Annotated in this window: 18 protein-coding genes; all 18 read left to right on the top strand. The window is 50.3% G+C overall.

The genetic code is table 11. The features are described 5' to 3' along the window. Positions 1 to 7 precede the first annotated feature (7 nt). The 18 genes from QMA39_RS09855 to QMA39_RS09775 all read left to right on the top strand — a co-directional run bounded on the left by QMA39_RS09855 (position 8) and on the right by QMA39_RS09775 (position 16,677). A complete protein-coding gene (locus tag QMA39_RS09855; RefSeq protein WP_281658582.1) occupies positions 8 to 1,240 on the top strand; it encodes an acyl-CoA dehydrogenase in 1,233 nt (410 codons plus the stop codon). Further along, on the top strand, positions 1,227 to 2,000 hold the full coding sequence (locus QMA39_RS09850; protein ID WP_027954958.1) for an SDR family oxidoreductase: 774 nt from the start codon (positions 1,227 to 1,229) through the stop codon (positions 1,998 to 2,000). The genes QMA39_RS09855 and QMA39_RS09850 overlap by 14 nt, the downstream gene beginning before the upstream one ends. Before the next feature lie 15 nt (positions 2,001 to 2,015). Next, positions 2,016 to 3,191, top strand: a complete 1,176-nt coding sequence (locus tag QMA39_RS09845; RefSeq protein WP_281658581.1) for a thiolase family protein — start codon at positions 2,016 to 2,018, stop codon at positions 3,189 to 3,191. Positions 3,192 to 3,259: 68 nt separating this feature from the next. Further along, entirely contained in the window at positions 3,260 to 3,829 is a 570-nt protein-coding gene (locus QMA39_RS09840) for a TetR/AcrR family transcriptional regulator (protein WP_027954960.1), read from the top strand. Positions 3,830 to 3,891: 62 nt separating this feature from the next. Further along, on the top strand, positions 3,892 to 4,305 hold the full coding sequence (locus QMA39_RS09835) for a thioesterase family protein (protein WP_281658580.1): 414 nt from the start codon (positions 3,892 to 3,894) through the stop codon (positions 4,303 to 4,305). Then, positions 4,302 to 5,063 (top strand): SDR family oxidoreductase, encoded by a 762-nt coding sequence (locus tag QMA39_RS09830; protein WP_206933363.1) that lies wholly within the window; start codon positions 4,302 to 4,304, stop codon positions 5,061 to 5,063. The genes QMA39_RS09835 and QMA39_RS09830 overlap by 4 nt, the downstream gene beginning before the upstream one ends. A gap of 47 nt (positions 5,064 to 5,110) precedes the next feature. Continuing rightward, the gene (locus QMA39_RS09825; protein WP_281658579.1) at positions 5,111 to 6,790 is read left to right on the top strand and encodes a long-chain fatty acid--CoA ligase; all 1,680 of its coding nucleotides are present in this window, start codon (positions 5,111 to 5,113) and stop codon (positions 6,788 to 6,790) included. Between the two features lie 64 nt (positions 6,791 to 6,854). Continuing rightward, the gene (locus tag QMA39_RS09820) at positions 6,855 to 7,718 is read left to right on the top strand and encodes a branched-chain amino acid ABC transporter permease (RefSeq protein ID WP_206933365.1); all 864 of its coding nucleotides are present in this window, start codon (positions 6,855 to 6,857) and stop codon (positions 7,716 to 7,718) included. Beyond that, entirely contained in the window at positions 7,719 to 8,741 is a 1,023-nt protein-coding gene (locus QMA39_RS09815) for a branched-chain amino acid ABC transporter permease (RefSeq protein WP_027954965.1), read from the top strand. A gap of 2 nt (positions 8,742 to 8,743) precedes the next feature. Next, entirely contained in the window at positions 8,744 to 9,508 is a 765-nt protein-coding gene (locus QMA39_RS09810) for an ABC transporter ATP-binding protein (protein ID WP_027954966.1), read from the top strand. Continuing rightward, positions 9,501 to 10,208 carry an ABC transporter ATP-binding protein gene (locus QMA39_RS09805; RefSeq protein ID WP_281658578.1) on the top strand — a complete coding sequence of 236 codons (708 nt, stop codon included), beginning with the start codon at positions 9,501 to 9,503 and terminating at the stop codon, positions 10,206 to 10,208. The genes QMA39_RS09810 and QMA39_RS09805 overlap by 8 nt, the downstream gene beginning before the upstream one ends. A gap of 60 nt (positions 10,209 to 10,268) precedes the next feature. Continuing rightward, positions 10,269 to 11,492, top strand: a complete 1,224-nt coding sequence (locus QMA39_RS09800; RefSeq protein ID WP_281658577.1) for an ABC transporter substrate-binding protein — start codon at positions 10,269 to 10,271, stop codon at positions 11,490 to 11,492. A gap of 76 nt (positions 11,493 to 11,568) precedes the next feature. Next, positions 11,569 to 12,720 carry an acyl-CoA dehydrogenase family protein gene (locus QMA39_RS09795; RefSeq protein ID WP_281658576.1) on the top strand — a complete coding sequence of 384 codons (1,152 nt, stop codon included), beginning with the start codon at positions 11,569 to 11,571 and terminating at the stop codon, positions 12,718 to 12,720. A gap of 16 nt (positions 12,721 to 12,736) precedes the next feature. Beyond that, entirely contained in the window at positions 12,737 to 13,330 is a 594-nt protein-coding gene (locus QMA39_RS19700) for a thiolase family protein (protein WP_348646599.1), read from the top strand. A 20-nt stretch (positions 13,331 to 13,350) separates the two neighbouring features. Continuing rightward, positions 13,351 to 13,920, top strand: a complete 570-nt coding sequence (locus tag QMA39_RS19695; protein ID WP_348646598.1) for a thiolase family protein — start codon at positions 13,351 to 13,353, stop codon at positions 13,918 to 13,920. A gap of 29 nt (positions 13,921 to 13,949) precedes the next feature. After that, positions 13,950 to 14,729, top strand: coding sequence for an enoyl-CoA hydratase-related protein (locus tag QMA39_RS09785; protein ID WP_281658575.1), 780 nt, complete (start codon positions 13,950 to 13,952; stop codon positions 14,727 to 14,729). 315 nt (positions 14,730 to 15,044) lie between these two features. Beyond that, positions 15,045 to 15,482, top strand: coding sequence for a MarR family transcriptional regulator (locus QMA39_RS09780; RefSeq protein WP_281658574.1), 438 nt, complete (start codon positions 15,045 to 15,047; stop codon positions 15,480 to 15,482). Next, complete coding sequence (locus tag QMA39_RS09775) at positions 15,469 to 16,677, top strand: MFS transporter (RefSeq protein ID WP_281658573.1); 1,209 nt, start codon at positions 15,469 to 15,471, stop codon at positions 16,675 to 16,677. Before QMA39_RS09780 ends, QMA39_RS09775 begins: the two co-directional genes overlap by 14 nt. Positions 16,678 to 16,746 lie beyond the last annotated feature (69 nt).

Genomic DNA, 16,746 nt, shown 5'->3' with positions numbered 1-16,746 from the left:
AAGAGCGATGTATTTTGAGCATTCTGAGAAAGTAAAAGAGCTGCAGGAGAAACTGACGACATTCATGGAGGATCACATCTATCCGAATGAAGCCTTGTATGAGGAGCAATTGAAAAAGGAAGACCGCTTTTCTGAAATTCCTAAGATTATGGAGGAACTGAAAGCGAAGGCAAAAGAAGAGGGATTGTGGAACTTATTTCTCCCTGAAAGTGAATACGGGGCCGGGCTCACCAATATGGAATATGCCCCGCTGTGCGAGATTATGGGGCGTTCGGCGATTGCACCAGAAGTGTTCAACTGTGCTGCACCGGATACAGGCAATATGGAGGTGCTCGTCCGCTACGGGACAGAGGAGCAGAAAAAGCAGTGGCTGGAGCCTTTGCTCCGCGGGGAAATCCGTTCCTGCTTTTCGATGACAGAGCCGGATGTCGCTTCTTCCGATGCTACAAACGTGCAGACGAGTATTACGAAAGTCGGAGATGAGTACGTCATTAACGGGACAAAATGGTGGTCGTCAGGTGCCGGGGACCCCCGCTGTAAAATCAGTATTGTTATGGGGAAAAACGATCCGGATGCCGCGCGTCATGAGCAGCAGTCGATGATCCTCGTACCGCTGGATTCCGAAGGGGTGACGATAAAGCGCTTACTTCCTGTGTTCGGCTATGATCATGCCCCACATGGGCATGCGGAGATTGAATTCAAGGATGTGCGTGTACCGGCCTCTAATCTGCTGTGGGATGAAGGGAAAGGATTTGCCATTGCCCAGGGCCGGCTTGGACCGGGGCGGATTCACCACTGTATGCGTACGATCGGTGCAGCTGAGCGGGCGCTTGAGCTGATGTGTGAACGTGTGCAAAGCAGGCAGGCTTTTGGAAAACCGCTGGCTGACCAAGGGGTGGTCCGGGAGTGGATTGCAGATTCCCGGATTGAGATTGAACAAGCCCGCCTGCTTACATTAAAAGCGGCCTACATGATGGATACGGTCGGCAACAAGGAAGCTAAATCTGAAATTGCCATGATTAAGGTGGTGGCCCCGAACATGGCGTTGAAAGTCATTGACCGCGCCATACAGGCCTTCGGTGCGGCCGGTGTAAGCGGAGATTTTGAACTGGCAGCGAACTGGGCCAACATCCGTACATTACGACTGGCGGACGGGCCTGATGAAGTCCACCGCCGGGCGATCGCCAAATATGAACTAGCCAAAGACTATGGAAGGAATGCGGTCCATGCACGCCAGTGAGCTGTTCGATCTTACAGGTAAAGTAGCTGTCGTAACAGGCGGTGGACGGGGCCTGGGCAGACAGATGGCCGAAGGTCTGGCAGAATCCGGGGCCCATGTGGTCGTTTGTTCAAGAAAGTATGAGCCCTGCCTGGAAGTGAGTGAGCGGCTAAAAGAGCACGGAGGCGATTCTCTTGCCTTCGCCTGTGATGTGACGGACCCGGATTCTGTTCAGAAAGTCGTGGACAAAACGATGGATCACTTCGGGAAGATTGACATTCTCGTCAACAACAGCGGGGCCACATGGGGGGCTCCTGTCGAGGACATGCCCCTGAGCGCGTGGCAGAAAGTATTCCAAGTGAATGTGACCGGCACCTTTCTCATGTCACAGGCGGTCGGTCGTGTCATGCTGGAGCAGGAGGAGGGGGCCATCATTAACATCTCCTCTGTCGCAGGCATGAAAGGATCGGACCCGGAGTATATGGATACGATCGGCTACAATTCCAGCAAGGGTGCTGTTTTAACCTTTACTAAGGATCTGGCTGTGAAATGGGGGCCGCGGGGCATCCGCGTCAATGCCATAGCGCCGGGGTTTTTCCCGACCAAAATGTCAGAAGTACTTATGGAGCGCAGCAGTGAAGCGTTCTTGAAGAACACCCCGCTCCGGAAGTTTGGAAGTGAAGATGATTTAAAAGGTGCGGTCATTTTTTTAAGTTCCAAAGCAGCGAAACACATCACCGGTGATGTCATCATCGTGGATGGTGGATCGCATGCCATGTAAAAAAGGAGGATGCTCATGAGTAACCATGAAGCCGTCATTGTTTCAGCCGTCAGAACAGCCATTGGCAGACAAGGGGGGACCCTGGCATCTATACCGGCTCATGTACTTGGAGCCGAGGTCATCAAAGAAGCCGTCAATCGTTCCGGTGCATCCCCCGGGCATATTGAAGACGTCATCTTTGGAAACGTGTTGAGCGGTGGCGGAAACATAGCGAGACTTTCAGCTTTGCAGTCCGGGTTATCAATGGAGCTTCCCGGCCTGACCGTGGACCGGCAGTGTGGGTCGGGCTTGAATGCCATCCACCTGGCTGCCCAGGCCATTGAAGCAGGGCATGGGGATATTTATGTCGCAGGGGGAACGGAGAGTATGAGTCGGGCGCCGTACTTAATGGACAAGCCTGCTCGGGCCTACAGCCCGGCCCCGCCGAAATTCAGAGGGTCGCAGCTTTCACCTGAGGAGATCGGGGATCCTCCAATGGGAATAACAGCCGAAAACCTGGCGGAAAACTACCATATCTCCAGAGAGGCCCAGGATCAGTTCGCACAGACGAGTCAGGAGCGAATGGCGGCGGCTGTAGAAGGCGGACGTTTTGCTGAACAGATCGTTCCCCTTCACATCCCTGTGAAAAAAGGGGACCCGGTGGTTTTTGATAAAGATGAGCACCCGCGCCCAAACTCTACGCTTGAGGGCATGGCGAAGCTTCCACCGGCTTTTCGGAGTGAAGGGTCCGTGACGGCAGCCAACAGCTCAGGATTAAATGATGCGGCTTCAGCTCTCACGATCATGTCTCAGGTAAAAGCGGAGGAAATTGGAGCTTCTCCTATGGCTAAAGTCCTCGGCTGTACGGTTGCAGGTGTTGACCCGAACATTATGGGCATCGGTCCGGTGCCGGCAGTAAAGAAAGTACTGGAGAAGACAGGCTTATCGCTGGAGGATATGGACGTCATCGAAATCAACGAGGCTTTCGCTGCTCAGGTGCTGGCCTGCCAGGCGGAGCTGAACATGGATATGGATAAAGTGAATGTGAACGGGGGTGCCATTGCCCACGGTCATCCGCTTGGCGCTACCGGGGCAATCCTTGCAGTAAAAGCCATTTATGAACTGCAGCGGCAGAAATCCTCTTATGCGCTGGTGACGGCTTGTATCGGCGGCGGGCAGGGAATAGCTATGATTCTGGAACGTGCAAAATAAGGTCTCTTTCATAAAAAACGGGGATGTTATAATAAAATCACTTCCCAACATGAAAGGACACGGTATCTATGAAACAGGAAATCATTCAAACAAGTATTCATTTATTTGATAAAAAAGGCTTCACCGAAACGTCTCTCCAGGAAATCGTCGAGGAGATCGGCGTGACAAAAGGAACATTTTATTACTACTTTAAAAATAAACAGGAGCTGCTGACAGATATCCATCTGGATTTCATTGAATTCCTGCTCGGAAACCAGCAGAAAATTTTAAACGACACCCAACAGGATTCCAAGGACAAACTGCACTCGATGATTTTCATGGTGCTGGACAGCATCAAGTACAGGAAGAAGAGTGCACGGATCTTTTTCCGTGAAATGCGCAACCTCGGCCCTGATTATTTAGAACAGATTGTAGAAAAAAGGGACCAGTTCCGCGTCAACCTCCAACAGCTGGTGGAAGAAGGAATCGAAAAGGGAGATTTCCAAAGCAGTCTGGATCCGAACATGGTGACAAGAGGCATCCTCGGAATGACGAACTGGAGTTATTACTGGTTTGACCCGGACCGGGAAGTGTCGGCTGAAGAACTGACGAACATATACTTGTCGATGATCTTAAATGGAATCAGCTCCAAGGAATGATCAAGCCTTTTTCGTAAGGCTTCGGCATTCACATACTGACTGGTAGGAATGGGTGGTGTGAGATGATTTATAAAAGCATGGTAGGGATCAGGTTTTCTGAAACGGATATGGCCGGTCATGTGAATAACACGAGTTATTTCATTTATTTGGAGGAAGCGCGGGGAAAGTTTTTTCGGGACTTGTTTCACTCCCAGGAGAATACGCTCGGCCGATTTATCCTCGCGTCAACGAAGTGTGATTTCATCAGTCAGGCCTATTTCGGACAGAACCTGCTCATCGAAACGACGATCTCAAAAATTGGAACCTCCAGTTTCACATTTTCCCACCGCGTTTATGTTGAAGGCACCGACCAGCTTGTAGCTGCATCGGAAGCGGTGGTTGTCCATTTCAATTATGAAAGGCAGAAGAGCGAAGCCCTGCCGTCGGAATGGCGGATGATGCTTGAGGATTACGTGAAAAAGGGGGTGAACCTTTGAGCCGTTTTACAAACAAAGTGGCCGTTGTAACAGGAGCGGGCAGTGGGATCGGGGAGCAGACAGCCAAAAAGCTTGCCCTTGAAGGAGCGTCTGTCGTCCTTGTCGGGCGGACAAAGGAAAAACTGGAGCGGGTGGCCGCTGACATTCTGGAAAACGAAGGGGCAGAGGTCTTTGTTTTCCAGGCGGATGTGAAAAGCGAGAACCAAGTAGGCGCACTTGCTTCCTTCGTCAAAGAAACGTTTGGGGATCTGCATATCCTTGTGAACAATGCGGGAACATCGGGCAATGCGACGATTATGGATCTTGGTGCTGATGAATGGGACAGGATTCAGGAAACGAATGTCAAAAGTGTGTTTCTGACCTCCAAGGCGCTTGGGAAAATTATGATGGAAGGTTCGGAGGGTGCACGGGCCATCGTCAATGTGGCATCCCTTTCCGGCCATAAGGCAGGAGCGAAAATCCCGCATTACAGTTCATCGAAAGCGGCGGTGATTCATTTTACACGCTCCCTTGCCCTTGAATTTGCTGAAAAAGGGATCCGCGTCAATTCCGTATCACCGGGATTCGCTGAAACCCCGATGACGGCGGATGGTCTGAAGAACAAACGCTTTGAAGAAGCTGTCAATCGCAATACAGCCCTTGGAAGAGTCGGACAGCCGGAGGAAATCGCCAGCGTCATCTGTTTTGCTGCCTCCGATGAAGCCTCTTACATGACAGGTTCAGATCTTCTTGTTGATGGAGGCTGGCTCATAAAGTAGTCTGTCCGCATTTTTTGGTAACGCTTACATTAAAGAGGAGTGATCTCATGCTGACCAAGCATTATGATTTCTGGCCGACGTTAACGAAGACACTCACGATTCCTGAAACAACACTCTACGATAACCTGCGTATGTCCGCCGAGCGCTATCCAACCCATGAAGCGATTCGCTATTATGGAACAGGCCTTTCCTACGGGGAATTGAAAGAGCAGGTAGACAGTCTGGCCGGATACCTTCAAGTTCATTTGAACGTGGACAAGGGTGATAAAGTCTTGTTGTTCATGCAGAATTCTCCGCAGTTCATTATCGGGTATTATGCCATTTTACGAGCGGGAGCGGTCGTTGTACCGATTAATCCGATGCTGAAGACGGATGAACTGGAGTTTTATGTGAAAGATGGTGCCATCAATCATGCCCTTGCTGGTCAGGAACTGATGGATGTAATCGAACCGCTCTTGGAATCGACATCCCTGTCATCCATTGTAGCCGCGGCCTACTCTGACTATGTGAAGGAATCCGGCAGCGTGGACCTGCCGCCGGAAGTGTCGGCTGCTAAACAAGTGTATACCAGAGAGGCCGTTCACGTATGGTCGGAGGCTCTTGCCCTGCATGTGCCTGCCAGAGACGTCGTGTCGAGTGCTGATGATCTCGCTGTCATGCCGTATACGTCAGGAACGACCGGACTTCCCAAAGGCTGTATGCATACCCACAGGACCGTCCAGGCGAATACACTTGGTGCTTATTACTGGTCGCGCGTGACGATGGACGCCCGCTCCCTCGGGACGCTTCCACTGTTCCACGTCACCGGTATGGTCCACAGCATGCACATGCCGATTTACAGCGGAAGCACAATGGTGCTTATGACGCGCTGGAACAGGGAAACTGCCCGGCAGCTCCTGCGCAGTGAGCAGTGTACACACTGGGTGACGATCAGTACGATGCTTGTGGATTTTCTGGCGAACCCTGAACTGCAGGCCGGGGACATGGCTTCCCTTCATGGCATATCCGGAGGGGGCGCTGCTTTTCCGAAGGCACTTGGCGAAAAATTGTACAAGCTGACAGGCCTTGAATTTGTGGAAGGCTACGGACTTTCAGAAACGATCGCCCAGACCCACTTCAATCCGCAGGAGCGGCCGAAAATGCAGTGCCTCGGCATCCCTTCCTTTGATGTCGATTCCAGAATCATCGACCCAGGGACTCTTGAAGAAGTGGGCGTCGGGGAAATTGGTGAAATTGTCGTCAATGGCCCCCAGGTGATGACCGGGTATTACAACCGGGAGGATGAAAACGAGCATGCGTTTATCGATATTGAAGGGAAGTCCTTTTTTAGAACTGGAGATATTGGACGCTATGACGAAGAGGGCTACTTTTTCATGGTCGATCGTCTGAAGAGGATGATCAACGCATCCGGGTACAACGTATGGCCGACAGAAGTTGAGTCTGCGCTCTACGATCATCCAGCAGTCCAGCAGGCGTGTGTCGTCGGGGTTCCTGATCCGAGAAAAGGAGAGGAAATCAAAGCATTTGTCATTTTGAATGACGGCGTTGAGGGAGAGGTCACGGAAGATGCGATCATTTCCTGGGCCAAAGAAAAGATGGCTGCCTATAAATATCCACGCAAGGTGGAATTTGTGGAGGCATTCCCGATGACCAACAGCGGGAAAATCCTCTGGCGCAAGCTTCAGGAACAGGAACGGCAGAAGGCAGAAACGGGGCCACTGGAATAAAAACACCCGGTCCCGGAAAATCCGGGACCGGGTGTTTTTAAATTGAAGGTAAAGGGGACGTTCCATGGATATCTTCATTCAGCAGGTGTTTAATGGTTTGACGATTGGCAGTGTTTACAGTCTGGTGGCGCTTGGTCTGACACTTGTGTACGGCATCCTTCACATTCCGAACTTTGCCCATGGCGCATTATACATGCTGGGTGCGTACATAACATTGACGATGATGCTTTTGTGGGGCATCCATTACTGGATTGCGATGGCTGTATCGGTTCTTGTTGTCGGTCTGCTTGGTGTGTTAATGGACAGACTGGTGTTTCACCCCCTTCGTAATGCACCGCCGATCCATGACAAAATTGCGGCTATCGGTATTCTATTGTTTCTTGAAGCCTTTGCCCAGCTGATCTGGGGAGCAGACTACCGTACGATGGAAACGCCATATGGTCAGGTCGTCAACCTTTTCGGAATGACCGCAACGACGCAGCGTGTCCTCATTAATATCGGAGCTGTCGTCGTCATGATTCTGCTTTATTTGTTTTTGAAAAAGACGTACACCGGCTCCACGATCATTGCTATGGCACAGAACCGCGAAGGCGCCAGTCTTGTCGGCATCAACACAAGCCGGGTCGCCATGCTGACGTTCATGCTGTCCGGGGGACTGGCTGCTGTTGCTGCTTCTTTATCCGCACCCATCAACCTTGTATTTCCCGGTATGGGGCATCTCGTCATTTTGAAAGCTTTTGTCATTATTATTCTTGGTGGCATGGGCAGCGTACCCGGAGCTATTTTAGGTGGGTACATTCTAGGGTTTACCGAAAGTCTTGGAGCCACGTATATCTCGAATGACTATAAGGATATCATCGCCTTTTTAATGCTTGTGATCATTCTGTCGATCAAGCCTAAAGGATTGTTTTCAAGGGAGGGCTTTTAATTGGTCTCACTTCTGAAAAACAGGGGATGGATCATAGGGTTTATCGCTGCCGGCGTTTTATTTCCCTTTGTTCTGCCCAACGCTTATTTTCTGCATATTTTAACGCTCGCCTTTATTTGGATGATTGCTGTTTACGGTTTGAATCTACTGGCCGGTTATACCGGTTATTTGTCCCTGGCTCATGCTGGATTTTTTGCCGTCGGTGCCTACGGGTTGGGATTGTTGACGGTCAAGACAGGAATGAACTACTGGCTCGCGCTCATTCTGGCCTGTTTAATCACAAGTGCTGTCGGATTGGTCGTCGGTCTCGTTGCCTTAAGGACGAGGGAGCACTTTTTTGCCATCTATACGCTTTGTGTCGGATATATCATCTACCTCATCATCGACAAATGGGACAGCTTAACCGGCGGTGTACGCGGGTTGATCGGCATCCCTGAACCTTCCAATATCGGACCCATATCCTTCCAGACGCCGATTTCTCAATACTACTTAATTTTTGCTTTTCTTCTGTTCACGATTCTGGTTATGTACCGGATCGTCCATTCCTTGACCGGCCGGACTTTTATAGCGATCCGCAACAGTGAAGACCTGGCCCGCACCCTTGGCATATCTACAATGAAAAATAAACTGATGGTTTTTGTCCTCTCGGCGTTTTTCGCCGGACTTGCCGGGGCTTTATATGCTTCCTTCATCCGCTTCATCGGTCCGGACATTGGTTATATTACAATTATTTTTGACCTGCTGACCTATCTGTTGGTCGGCGGTATCGGAACACTCGCAGGTCCCATTGTAGGAACCTTCCTCATTGTCGCCTTGTCCCAGTCGCTGCAGTTTCTTCAGGATTACCGGATGCTCATCTTCGGCCCACTCTTAACCTTATTGATTATTTTTTATCCGCGCGGAATCGCTGGAGCCTATCATGACTGGCGTTTGAAACGGAAGTCTGCTCAGCGGACGCGTCCGCAGAAGGAGCAGGAGTACTTTGAGACAGAAGAATCGGAGAAACAGGTGAAGGAGGGATGAGCATGTTGATGGAGACAAAAAAGCTGACGAAGCAGTTTGGTGGTCTTACGGCTGTCAACGACGTGGATTTTACAATCGAAAAAGGGAAGATCAATGCGATTATCGGACCGAACGGAGCCGGAAAGTCCACCTTTTTCAACCTGCTGAGCGGTACGTACACCCCTTCCGCCGGTCAGGTGTTTTATAAAGGACAGGATATTACGAAACGGCCGCCGGATAAAATCGCAAGGCTTGGCGTTGCCCGGACGTTTCAGACGACGCATTTGTTTGAAGAATCCACCGTGCTTGATAACGTGATTGTCGGTCACCGCCTCCGGACGTCATCGAACTTATGGGATGCCGTATTCCGTACAAGGCGTTTCAAATTTGAAGAAAAGAAGTGTCGGGATAAAGCGATGGAAGTATTGGAATTCGTCGAGCTCACACATGTCATGGACGAGCAGGCGGGAAGCATCACGCAGGAGGAGAAGAAGCGGGTGGCCTTCGCCCTTGCCCTTGCCACCGATCCCGAAGTCGTCTTTCTGGATGAACCGACAGCAGGTATCAATCCCGGGGAAACCGAAGGGCTGGCCTCTCTGATGGAAAAAATGGTGCAGCGGGGCATTACCGTCTGCTTGATTGAGCACAAAATGAAAATGATCATGAAGCTTGCGGACAAAATCATGGTTTTGAATTATGGAGAAAAAATCGCAGAAGGAACGTCTGAGGAAATCATGAACAACCAAGCGGTCATCGAAGCTTACTTAGGAGGCGGTGCGAGTGCTTGAGTTAACCGATGTTTCGATTCAGTATGGATCTTTTACCGCTGTGGAAAACATTAATATTCACGTAGGAAAGGGAGAGCTCGTCGTTCTGCTCGGTTCAAACGGTGCAGGAAAAAGTTCGACGTTTAACACGATCAGCGGACTGCAGAAACCGAGTGCCGGAACTATTGTTTTCGAGGACCGCCCGATTCAAGGGGCTGGCCCTGATAAAATTGTCCGATCAGGCATTGTCCAGTGCGCTGAAGACCGGAAGCTCTTTCCGCAGATGACAGTCAAGGAAAACCTGGTGATGGGAGGCTATGTGCATCGGAGGAAGCGGAAGCAGGTGAATCAGTCTTTGCAGGATGTCTTTGAACTGTTCCCGATTTTACAAGAGAAAAAGGATCAGCCTGCAGGCTCCTTAAGCGGCGGACAGCAGCAAATGCTTGCGATCGGGCGTGCGCTCATGGCTCTACCGAAGCTGTTGCTGCTGGATGAGCCTTCCATCGGACTCGCTCCGCTGATTGTCGAGCAGATGTTTGAGGTGATACAGAAAATCAATCAAGACGGAACGACGGTCCTGCTCGCCGAGCAGAATGCATTCGCCGCTTTGAAAATTGCCGACCGCGGCTATGTCTTTGAGAGTGGATCCGTCGTTGTGGAGGGGACAGCAGAAGAACTGCTGGCAAACGATACGGTACGTAAAGCTTATATCGGAGCCTGATGGCAGCGTTCTGCTTTTGTTTGGTCTGCAACAAACATTTCATATCTAGGGGGATCTCTTATGAAAATGATCAAAGGTTCAGCTGTTTTCCTATTGGCCGTCCTGCTTCTGCTTCTCGCTGGCTGTATTGATAATCCATCGAACCAGTCCACAAGCGGAGGAAGCAGTGAGACTGAATCCGAAGCACCGGAAGTTGAAGAAGGAGAAGAAGTTGTCAGTATCGGCTACAGTGGTCCATTGAGCGGTCCGGCTGCCTATTACGGCGAGCGTACATTAAATGGACTCAAGCTGGCTGTTGATGAAATCAACAACAATGGCGGCTTTGAGATTGAAGATCAGACGTACAAGTTCAACCTCGTATCGCTGGATGATAAGTACCTGCCGAATGAAACCGCAGCCAATGCAAAACGCCTGCTTCAGGAAAACGACACTCCGGTCATTTTCTCTCCACACAGCGGCGGAATCAAGGCAATGCAGGTATTTAACGAACAGGAGAACTTTTTGATTGGTGCCTATACGAGTGAGCCTGCCGTTACAGCTGAAGGAAACACGTTAACCGTACGTGTACCTCCAAGCTATGATGGCTATCTTGAACCATTCACATCCTATGCGATGGAAAACCACGGCATGAAGCTGGCCGCCCTGCCAACATCCTCTCAGTACGGGAAGGACTGGACAGAAGCGATCGTGCCTTACTGGGAGGAACAAGGCGGAGAAGTGGTGTACAATTCCTCGATTGATTTTTCCAAGGATACCGACTTTTTCACCCTTGTGACCAATGCCTTGAAGGAAAATCCTGACGTTCTGTTCATCGGAGGTCCCTCTGAACCGACCGCTAAAGTAGCGAAGCAGGCCAGGGAACTTGGATTCGAAGGCGGGTTTATGATTATGGACCAGGCCAAGCTGGATGAGATGGAGGCGGTTACCGGATCGTATGAATCATTGGAAGGGTCCGTCGGGGTTCTGCCACTGGCCAATTCCGAATACCCGGGGACGCCCGCTTTTATGGAAAAATATAAAGAGGAGCACAATGAAGTGCCGGGATCTGAAGCAGGGTACCATTATGTAGCGATGAACATTTTGATGGAAGCGATGAAGGCGGCAGGCAGCGTCGATGATCCGAAAGCCATCCGTGACCATATACAGGACGGCCTTGATGCCCTGCCGGAAGAAAAAGAAGTGTACACCATTGAAGAGATCGGGGAAGATGGCGGCTTTGCGACGGATTTAAGCATTGCTGCCGTGGAAAATGGTGAAATCGTAACGATTGAAGTCAACGACTGATGGTACCTGACAACCTGGCGGTGATTCCTATAGCATCGCCGGGTTTCTTTTTTCAAGGAGGAAGGAGAGGCGAAAGATGGATTTTCAACTGGACGAACAGACGACAGCGTTGAAAAAGAGTGTCAGAGCTTTTGTACAGTCAGAAGTGGAAGCGGCTGCCGCCGTCATTGAAAAGGAAGATCATATTCCTGAAGCGATTATGAAAATGTCCCGCGACCTCGGATTGTTCGGATTAAGCATCCCGGAGGAATACGGCGGATTAGGCATTTCAATGGTCGGAAAATGTGCCTTGTATGAGGAAATCGGAGCGACCCACAACGGATATACAACAGTAATCGGCGCTCACACAGGTATTGGCAGCGTGGGAATTGTCGAGCTTGGGACTGAAGAGCAGAAAGCTAAGTATCTGCCGCCAATGGCAGCGGGGATATCACTGGGGGCTTTTGCCCTGACTGAGCCTGGAGCAGGATCCAACGCCAGCGCTCTAAGGACAACGGCGGTGAAACAAGGAAGCCGCTACATTCTGAACGGGACGAAGCATTACATTACGAATGCAACGGTGGCAGATGTGTTTACGGTTATGGCCGTTACCGATCCGGAAAAAGGGGCGAAGGGGATCACCTCGTTCATTGTAGAAAAGGATTTTCCCGGTTTCAAGGTCGGAGCTGTGGAACCGAAAATGGGCCTGCACGGCTCTCAATCAGCCGAAATCATTCTCGAAGATTGTGAAGTCCCGGAAGAAAATGTGCTCGGAAAAGAAGGGGAAGGGTATGTGAATGCCTTGAAGATTCTTGCCAACGGCCGTGCCGGACTTGCCGCAAGGAACCTGGGCTCCTGTCAGAAACTGCTCGACATGTCGATGCAGTATGTAGAGGAGCGCCAGCAGTTCGAGGTCCCGATTATCGAGCACCAGGCGGTCGCCCATATGATATCGGAAATGGCTGTGGAAATCGAAGCGCTCCGTTCCTTTACGTACCGGGTGGCGTGGATGGTGGATCAAGGGAAAAAGGTCATTAAAGAAGCCGCCATGCTGAAGCTTTATGGATCGGAAGTGTATAACCGCGTGGCAGATAAGGCGGTTCAGGTGCACGGAGGGATCGGCTATATCTCAGATTATCCGGTGGAACGCTTTTACAGAGATGCGAGAATTACAAGAATTTATGAAGGGACTTCAGAGATTCAAAAGAATATCATAGCCGGGCAGCTGCGGAAGGAATATGCCCGCTGATGGATGGAGGAATCTAATGAACGAGGAAATCGTCATCGTCAGTGCTGTTCGGACTCCTGTCGGCCGGTATGGCGGTTCGCTGAGGAATGAATCTTCCGGCCATCTCGCATCTCACGCGATCAAAGGGGCGGTATCCACGGCCGGGCTGAAGGGGGACGATATCAGCGAAGTGATTCTTGGAGAAGTCCGTCAGACGACAGAATCATCGAACGTGGCCCGTGTGGCTTCTTTGAGAGCAGGAATTCCTGAATCATCCCCGGCATACACGATCAATCGGTTGTGCGCATCCGGTATGGAAGCGATCGCTTCTGGTGTCCAGCAGATTGTCTTTCAACAGGCAGATATTGTAGTGGCGGGCGGCACAGAGAGTATGAGCCGCGCACCTATATATTTAAGACAGGCAAGGTTTGGGGAAGGAGCCCCTGTCTTAGTGGACTCCCATAAGGAAGCCGGTCAGCAGCCAAAAGAAATGTACGGGCCTGACCTCGGGATGGGTATAACCGCTGAAAATGTCGCCGAACGCTATGGGATCTCAAGAGAAGATCAGGATGTATTTGCGCTTGAGAGCCAGCGGCGTGCTGCTGCTGCGGTGGAGGCAGTTTTTTTTTAGATGAAGTGATTCCTTATGAAGTGAAAGGTAGAAAAGGGATTCAAACGATTAAGATTGATGAGCACCCCCGACCGGAAACGACAAAGGAAAAGCTGGCTTCTCTACGTCCGGTGTTTAAGGATAACGGCACAGTAACCGCCGGCAATTCCTGTGGACGTAATGATGGGGCCTCAGCTGTTGTCATGATGACGAGGGAAAAGGCAGATGAAATGGGGTGTGTCCCCCTTGTCAAAATCACGGACTGGGCGGTGGCTGGTGTCTCCCCGGAAGTCATGGGAATCGGTCCTGTACCCGCTGTCCAAAAGCTGATGGACCGCACAGGCTTGAGTCTGAAGGATATCAGGTTGATAGAGTTGAATGAAGCTTTTGCTGCCCAGGCACTTGCCGTTATCCGGGAGCTGGAAGTGGATTCCGATATCGTGAACGTCAACGGCGGAGCGATTGCTCTAGGCCATCCCGTCGGGGCAAGTGGGACCCGGATTGTGACGACGCTGATTCATGAAATGAAGCGGAGAAAGGAAAGGTATGGACTCGCTGCGTTGTGTGCAGGTGGCGGTCAAGGGATGGCCATGCTGTTTGAACGTGTTTAAGGAAGGAATCTTAGAAAGGGAGCGGTGTTGTGGAATATCAAAACATAGCGTATGTGAAAGAAGATCGTCTCGCTTATATTGTTATTAATCGTCCTGAGGTCCGGAATGCCTTAAGTCAGGCCGTGCTCGATGAAATAGAGGACGCGCTGGGCCGGGCAGAGGGAGATGATGACGTAGGCGTCGTCATTTTCACCGGACAGGGAGAGAAAGCATTTGCCGCCGGCGCTGATATTCAGCAGCTGACCGAAGCGGAAGCGGTGGATGCATTGAAGAGCGGCGATATGCAGCAGTTGTACGATAAGATCGAAGCTTACCAAAAGCCGACGATAGCCATGGTCAATGGCTTTGCGCTTGGTGGCGGCTGTGAACTGGCGATGTGCTGTGACATCCGTATCGCCTCCATCCACGCTTCCTTCGGTCTTCCTGAATTGTCATTGTCCATCATCCCGGGCGCCGGAGGTACCCAGCGCCTGACCCGTTTAGTGGGGAAAGGAAAGGCATTGGAAATGATTTTGACAGGGAAAAGGATATCCGCAGAAGAAGCCCTGGCGATCGGTCTTGTCACGAAAGTGGTTACGCCGGAACGACTGCGCACAGAGGTCGAGGACACATGTGCCAGCATTCTGGCAAAAGGCCCACTCGCCGTCCAGCTCGCAAAGCTTTCGGTTCATATGGGAGCGGAAACCGATATGAAGACGGCATTAATGCTGGAACGTCTCTCTCAGGCGGTCCTGTTCAACTCAGAGGACAAAAATGAAGGGGCACGGGCATTTCTTGAAAAAAGAAAGCCTTCTTTTGAAGGCAGATAACAGGAAAGGGCGGATTTCCGCCCTTTTTGTGATTTCCGGGAGATTTCCCGGGAAATATGAACCAGGCATCAGGAGTGATTTAGTAATTGGTTGATATAGTTGAGATTTGACCGATATATTTCAAATTTGGCTGATATAATCAGAATTTAATTGATATATTCAAAAACTAATTGATATATGGACAAAAAAATGGATATCCAGCGCCTCTAACACTCAGTTCCTCATTCTTCCTACCGGTTTACAAAACTACCCACAACCTTTAAAATCGTCTGTATGCCAAATACTTACCTAAGTAAATAATTAAGGGGTGATAGGATGGAACGCTCCGATCACAATATTCTCCACCTGTTAAATCAGCAGGTGCGGCGGTTGAACCAAAGGATGAATGAAAAACTGAAGGAATACGATTTGTACATGTCGCAGTGGGTGATCATATATACGCTTCATACGATGGGGCCGATGACGCAGAAAGAAATCTGGCAGTATTTGAATGTGGAAGCTCCGACGGTTACAAGGACCATTACCCGTTTGGAGGAAAAGGGGTGGCTCGTCCGTAAGCAGGGAGCCGATAAGCGGCAGCGGATCATTCACATATCTCCAGAAGCAGAACAGCTCAGAAATGAGATATCTACGAGTATTCGAAAGTATGAAAACGAGCAGCTGCTTGGGCTTACGAAAGAGGAAGAACATCAGCTCCGGCACCTTTTAGAAAAAATGATGGTGGAGGAGGGGGATCATAATGCAGAAGACTAATCAGCCAATTTGGACGAAAAACTTTATCAGTGTATCGCTGACGCACTTTTTTGTGTTTGTCACGTTTTACGCTCTGCTTACCACCCTCCCTATTTACGTCATCGATGAACTTGGCGGCAATGAGGCCCAGAGTGGTCTCGTCGTCACCGCCATTATGGTGGCAGCCATTTTGATCCGGCCGTTTTCCGGTAAATTTTTGGAGAAGACGGGTAAGAAAAAAGGACTTATTGCGGCGGCCTCCCTTTATTTGCTTACCATGATCTTTTATCTGACGGTCTCTGAATTTGAAGGACTGATGGCCCTGAGGTTTATTCACGGTCTGTCCTTCGCCGTTGTAACGACAGCAACGGGAGCTATTGCAGCAGATGTTGTTCCCGTACAGAGACGCGGAGAAGGACTTGGATATTTTGCGATGTCCATGAATGTGGCGGTCGTTGTCGGTCCGTTTGTCGGTCTTTCCATTCTTCAGGCGGCACCTTTTGAGACCTTGTTTATCGTTTTAAGTGCGTTTATGCTGCTTGGTGTAATTAGTTCATTGATGATTCGTTCTTCAGGTGAAAAAGCCGTACCGAAGACTGAACAGAAAGCAGCAAAGGTATCTTTCCATGATTTATTTGAAACACGAGCCCTGCCGACGGCCTTGATTGCCAGCCTTGTTGCTTTTTCCTATTCCAGTATCGTGTCGTTTATATCCGTATACGCGAATTCACTAGGGCTCGGAGGCGTATCCAGTTACTTCTTTGTCGTCTTCGCTGTCGTGATGATTGTTTCACGCCCTTCTCTCGGCCGGGCGTTTGATAATAAAGGACCGAGCATTGTCATTCTGCCGAGTCTGCTTATTTTTGCAGGAGGCTTGATCCTGCTTGGGTACATCGATTCCTTATGGGGAATGCTGCTGGCCGGAGCCATCGTCGGACTTGGTTATGGATCACTGCTTCCGAGTTTCCAAACGATGGCTGTCCAGTCTGCTCCAGAGCATAGGAGCGGCCATGCTACAGCCACCTTTTTCATGATGTACGACACCGGAATAGCAGCAGGATCTTATGTTTTAGGGCTGCTGGTTTCCATGACAAGTTTCAGTGTGACCTATCAGATCAGCGGGATTCTCGTTCTTCTAGTACTCGGAATCTTTTATTATGCATATACACGTCAACAGAAAACGCGGTTGGTAAAAGAGAGAGCTGAAGAAGTCTGATGCGGGAGCTCTTTCTATAAAAAGCATCTCATTTGGCTACACTGAAAACAAAGAGGTGGTCAAATGATG

Source organism: Halobacillus sp. Cin3 (assembly GCF_947311855.1).
GTDB classification, from domain to species: domain Bacteria; phylum Bacillota; class Bacilli; order Bacillales; family Halobacillaceae; genus Halobacillus; species Halobacillus kuroshimensis.
The sequence above is the reverse complement of the archived record's forward strand: the minus strand, read 5'-3'. Positions and strand labels throughout refer to the sequence as shown.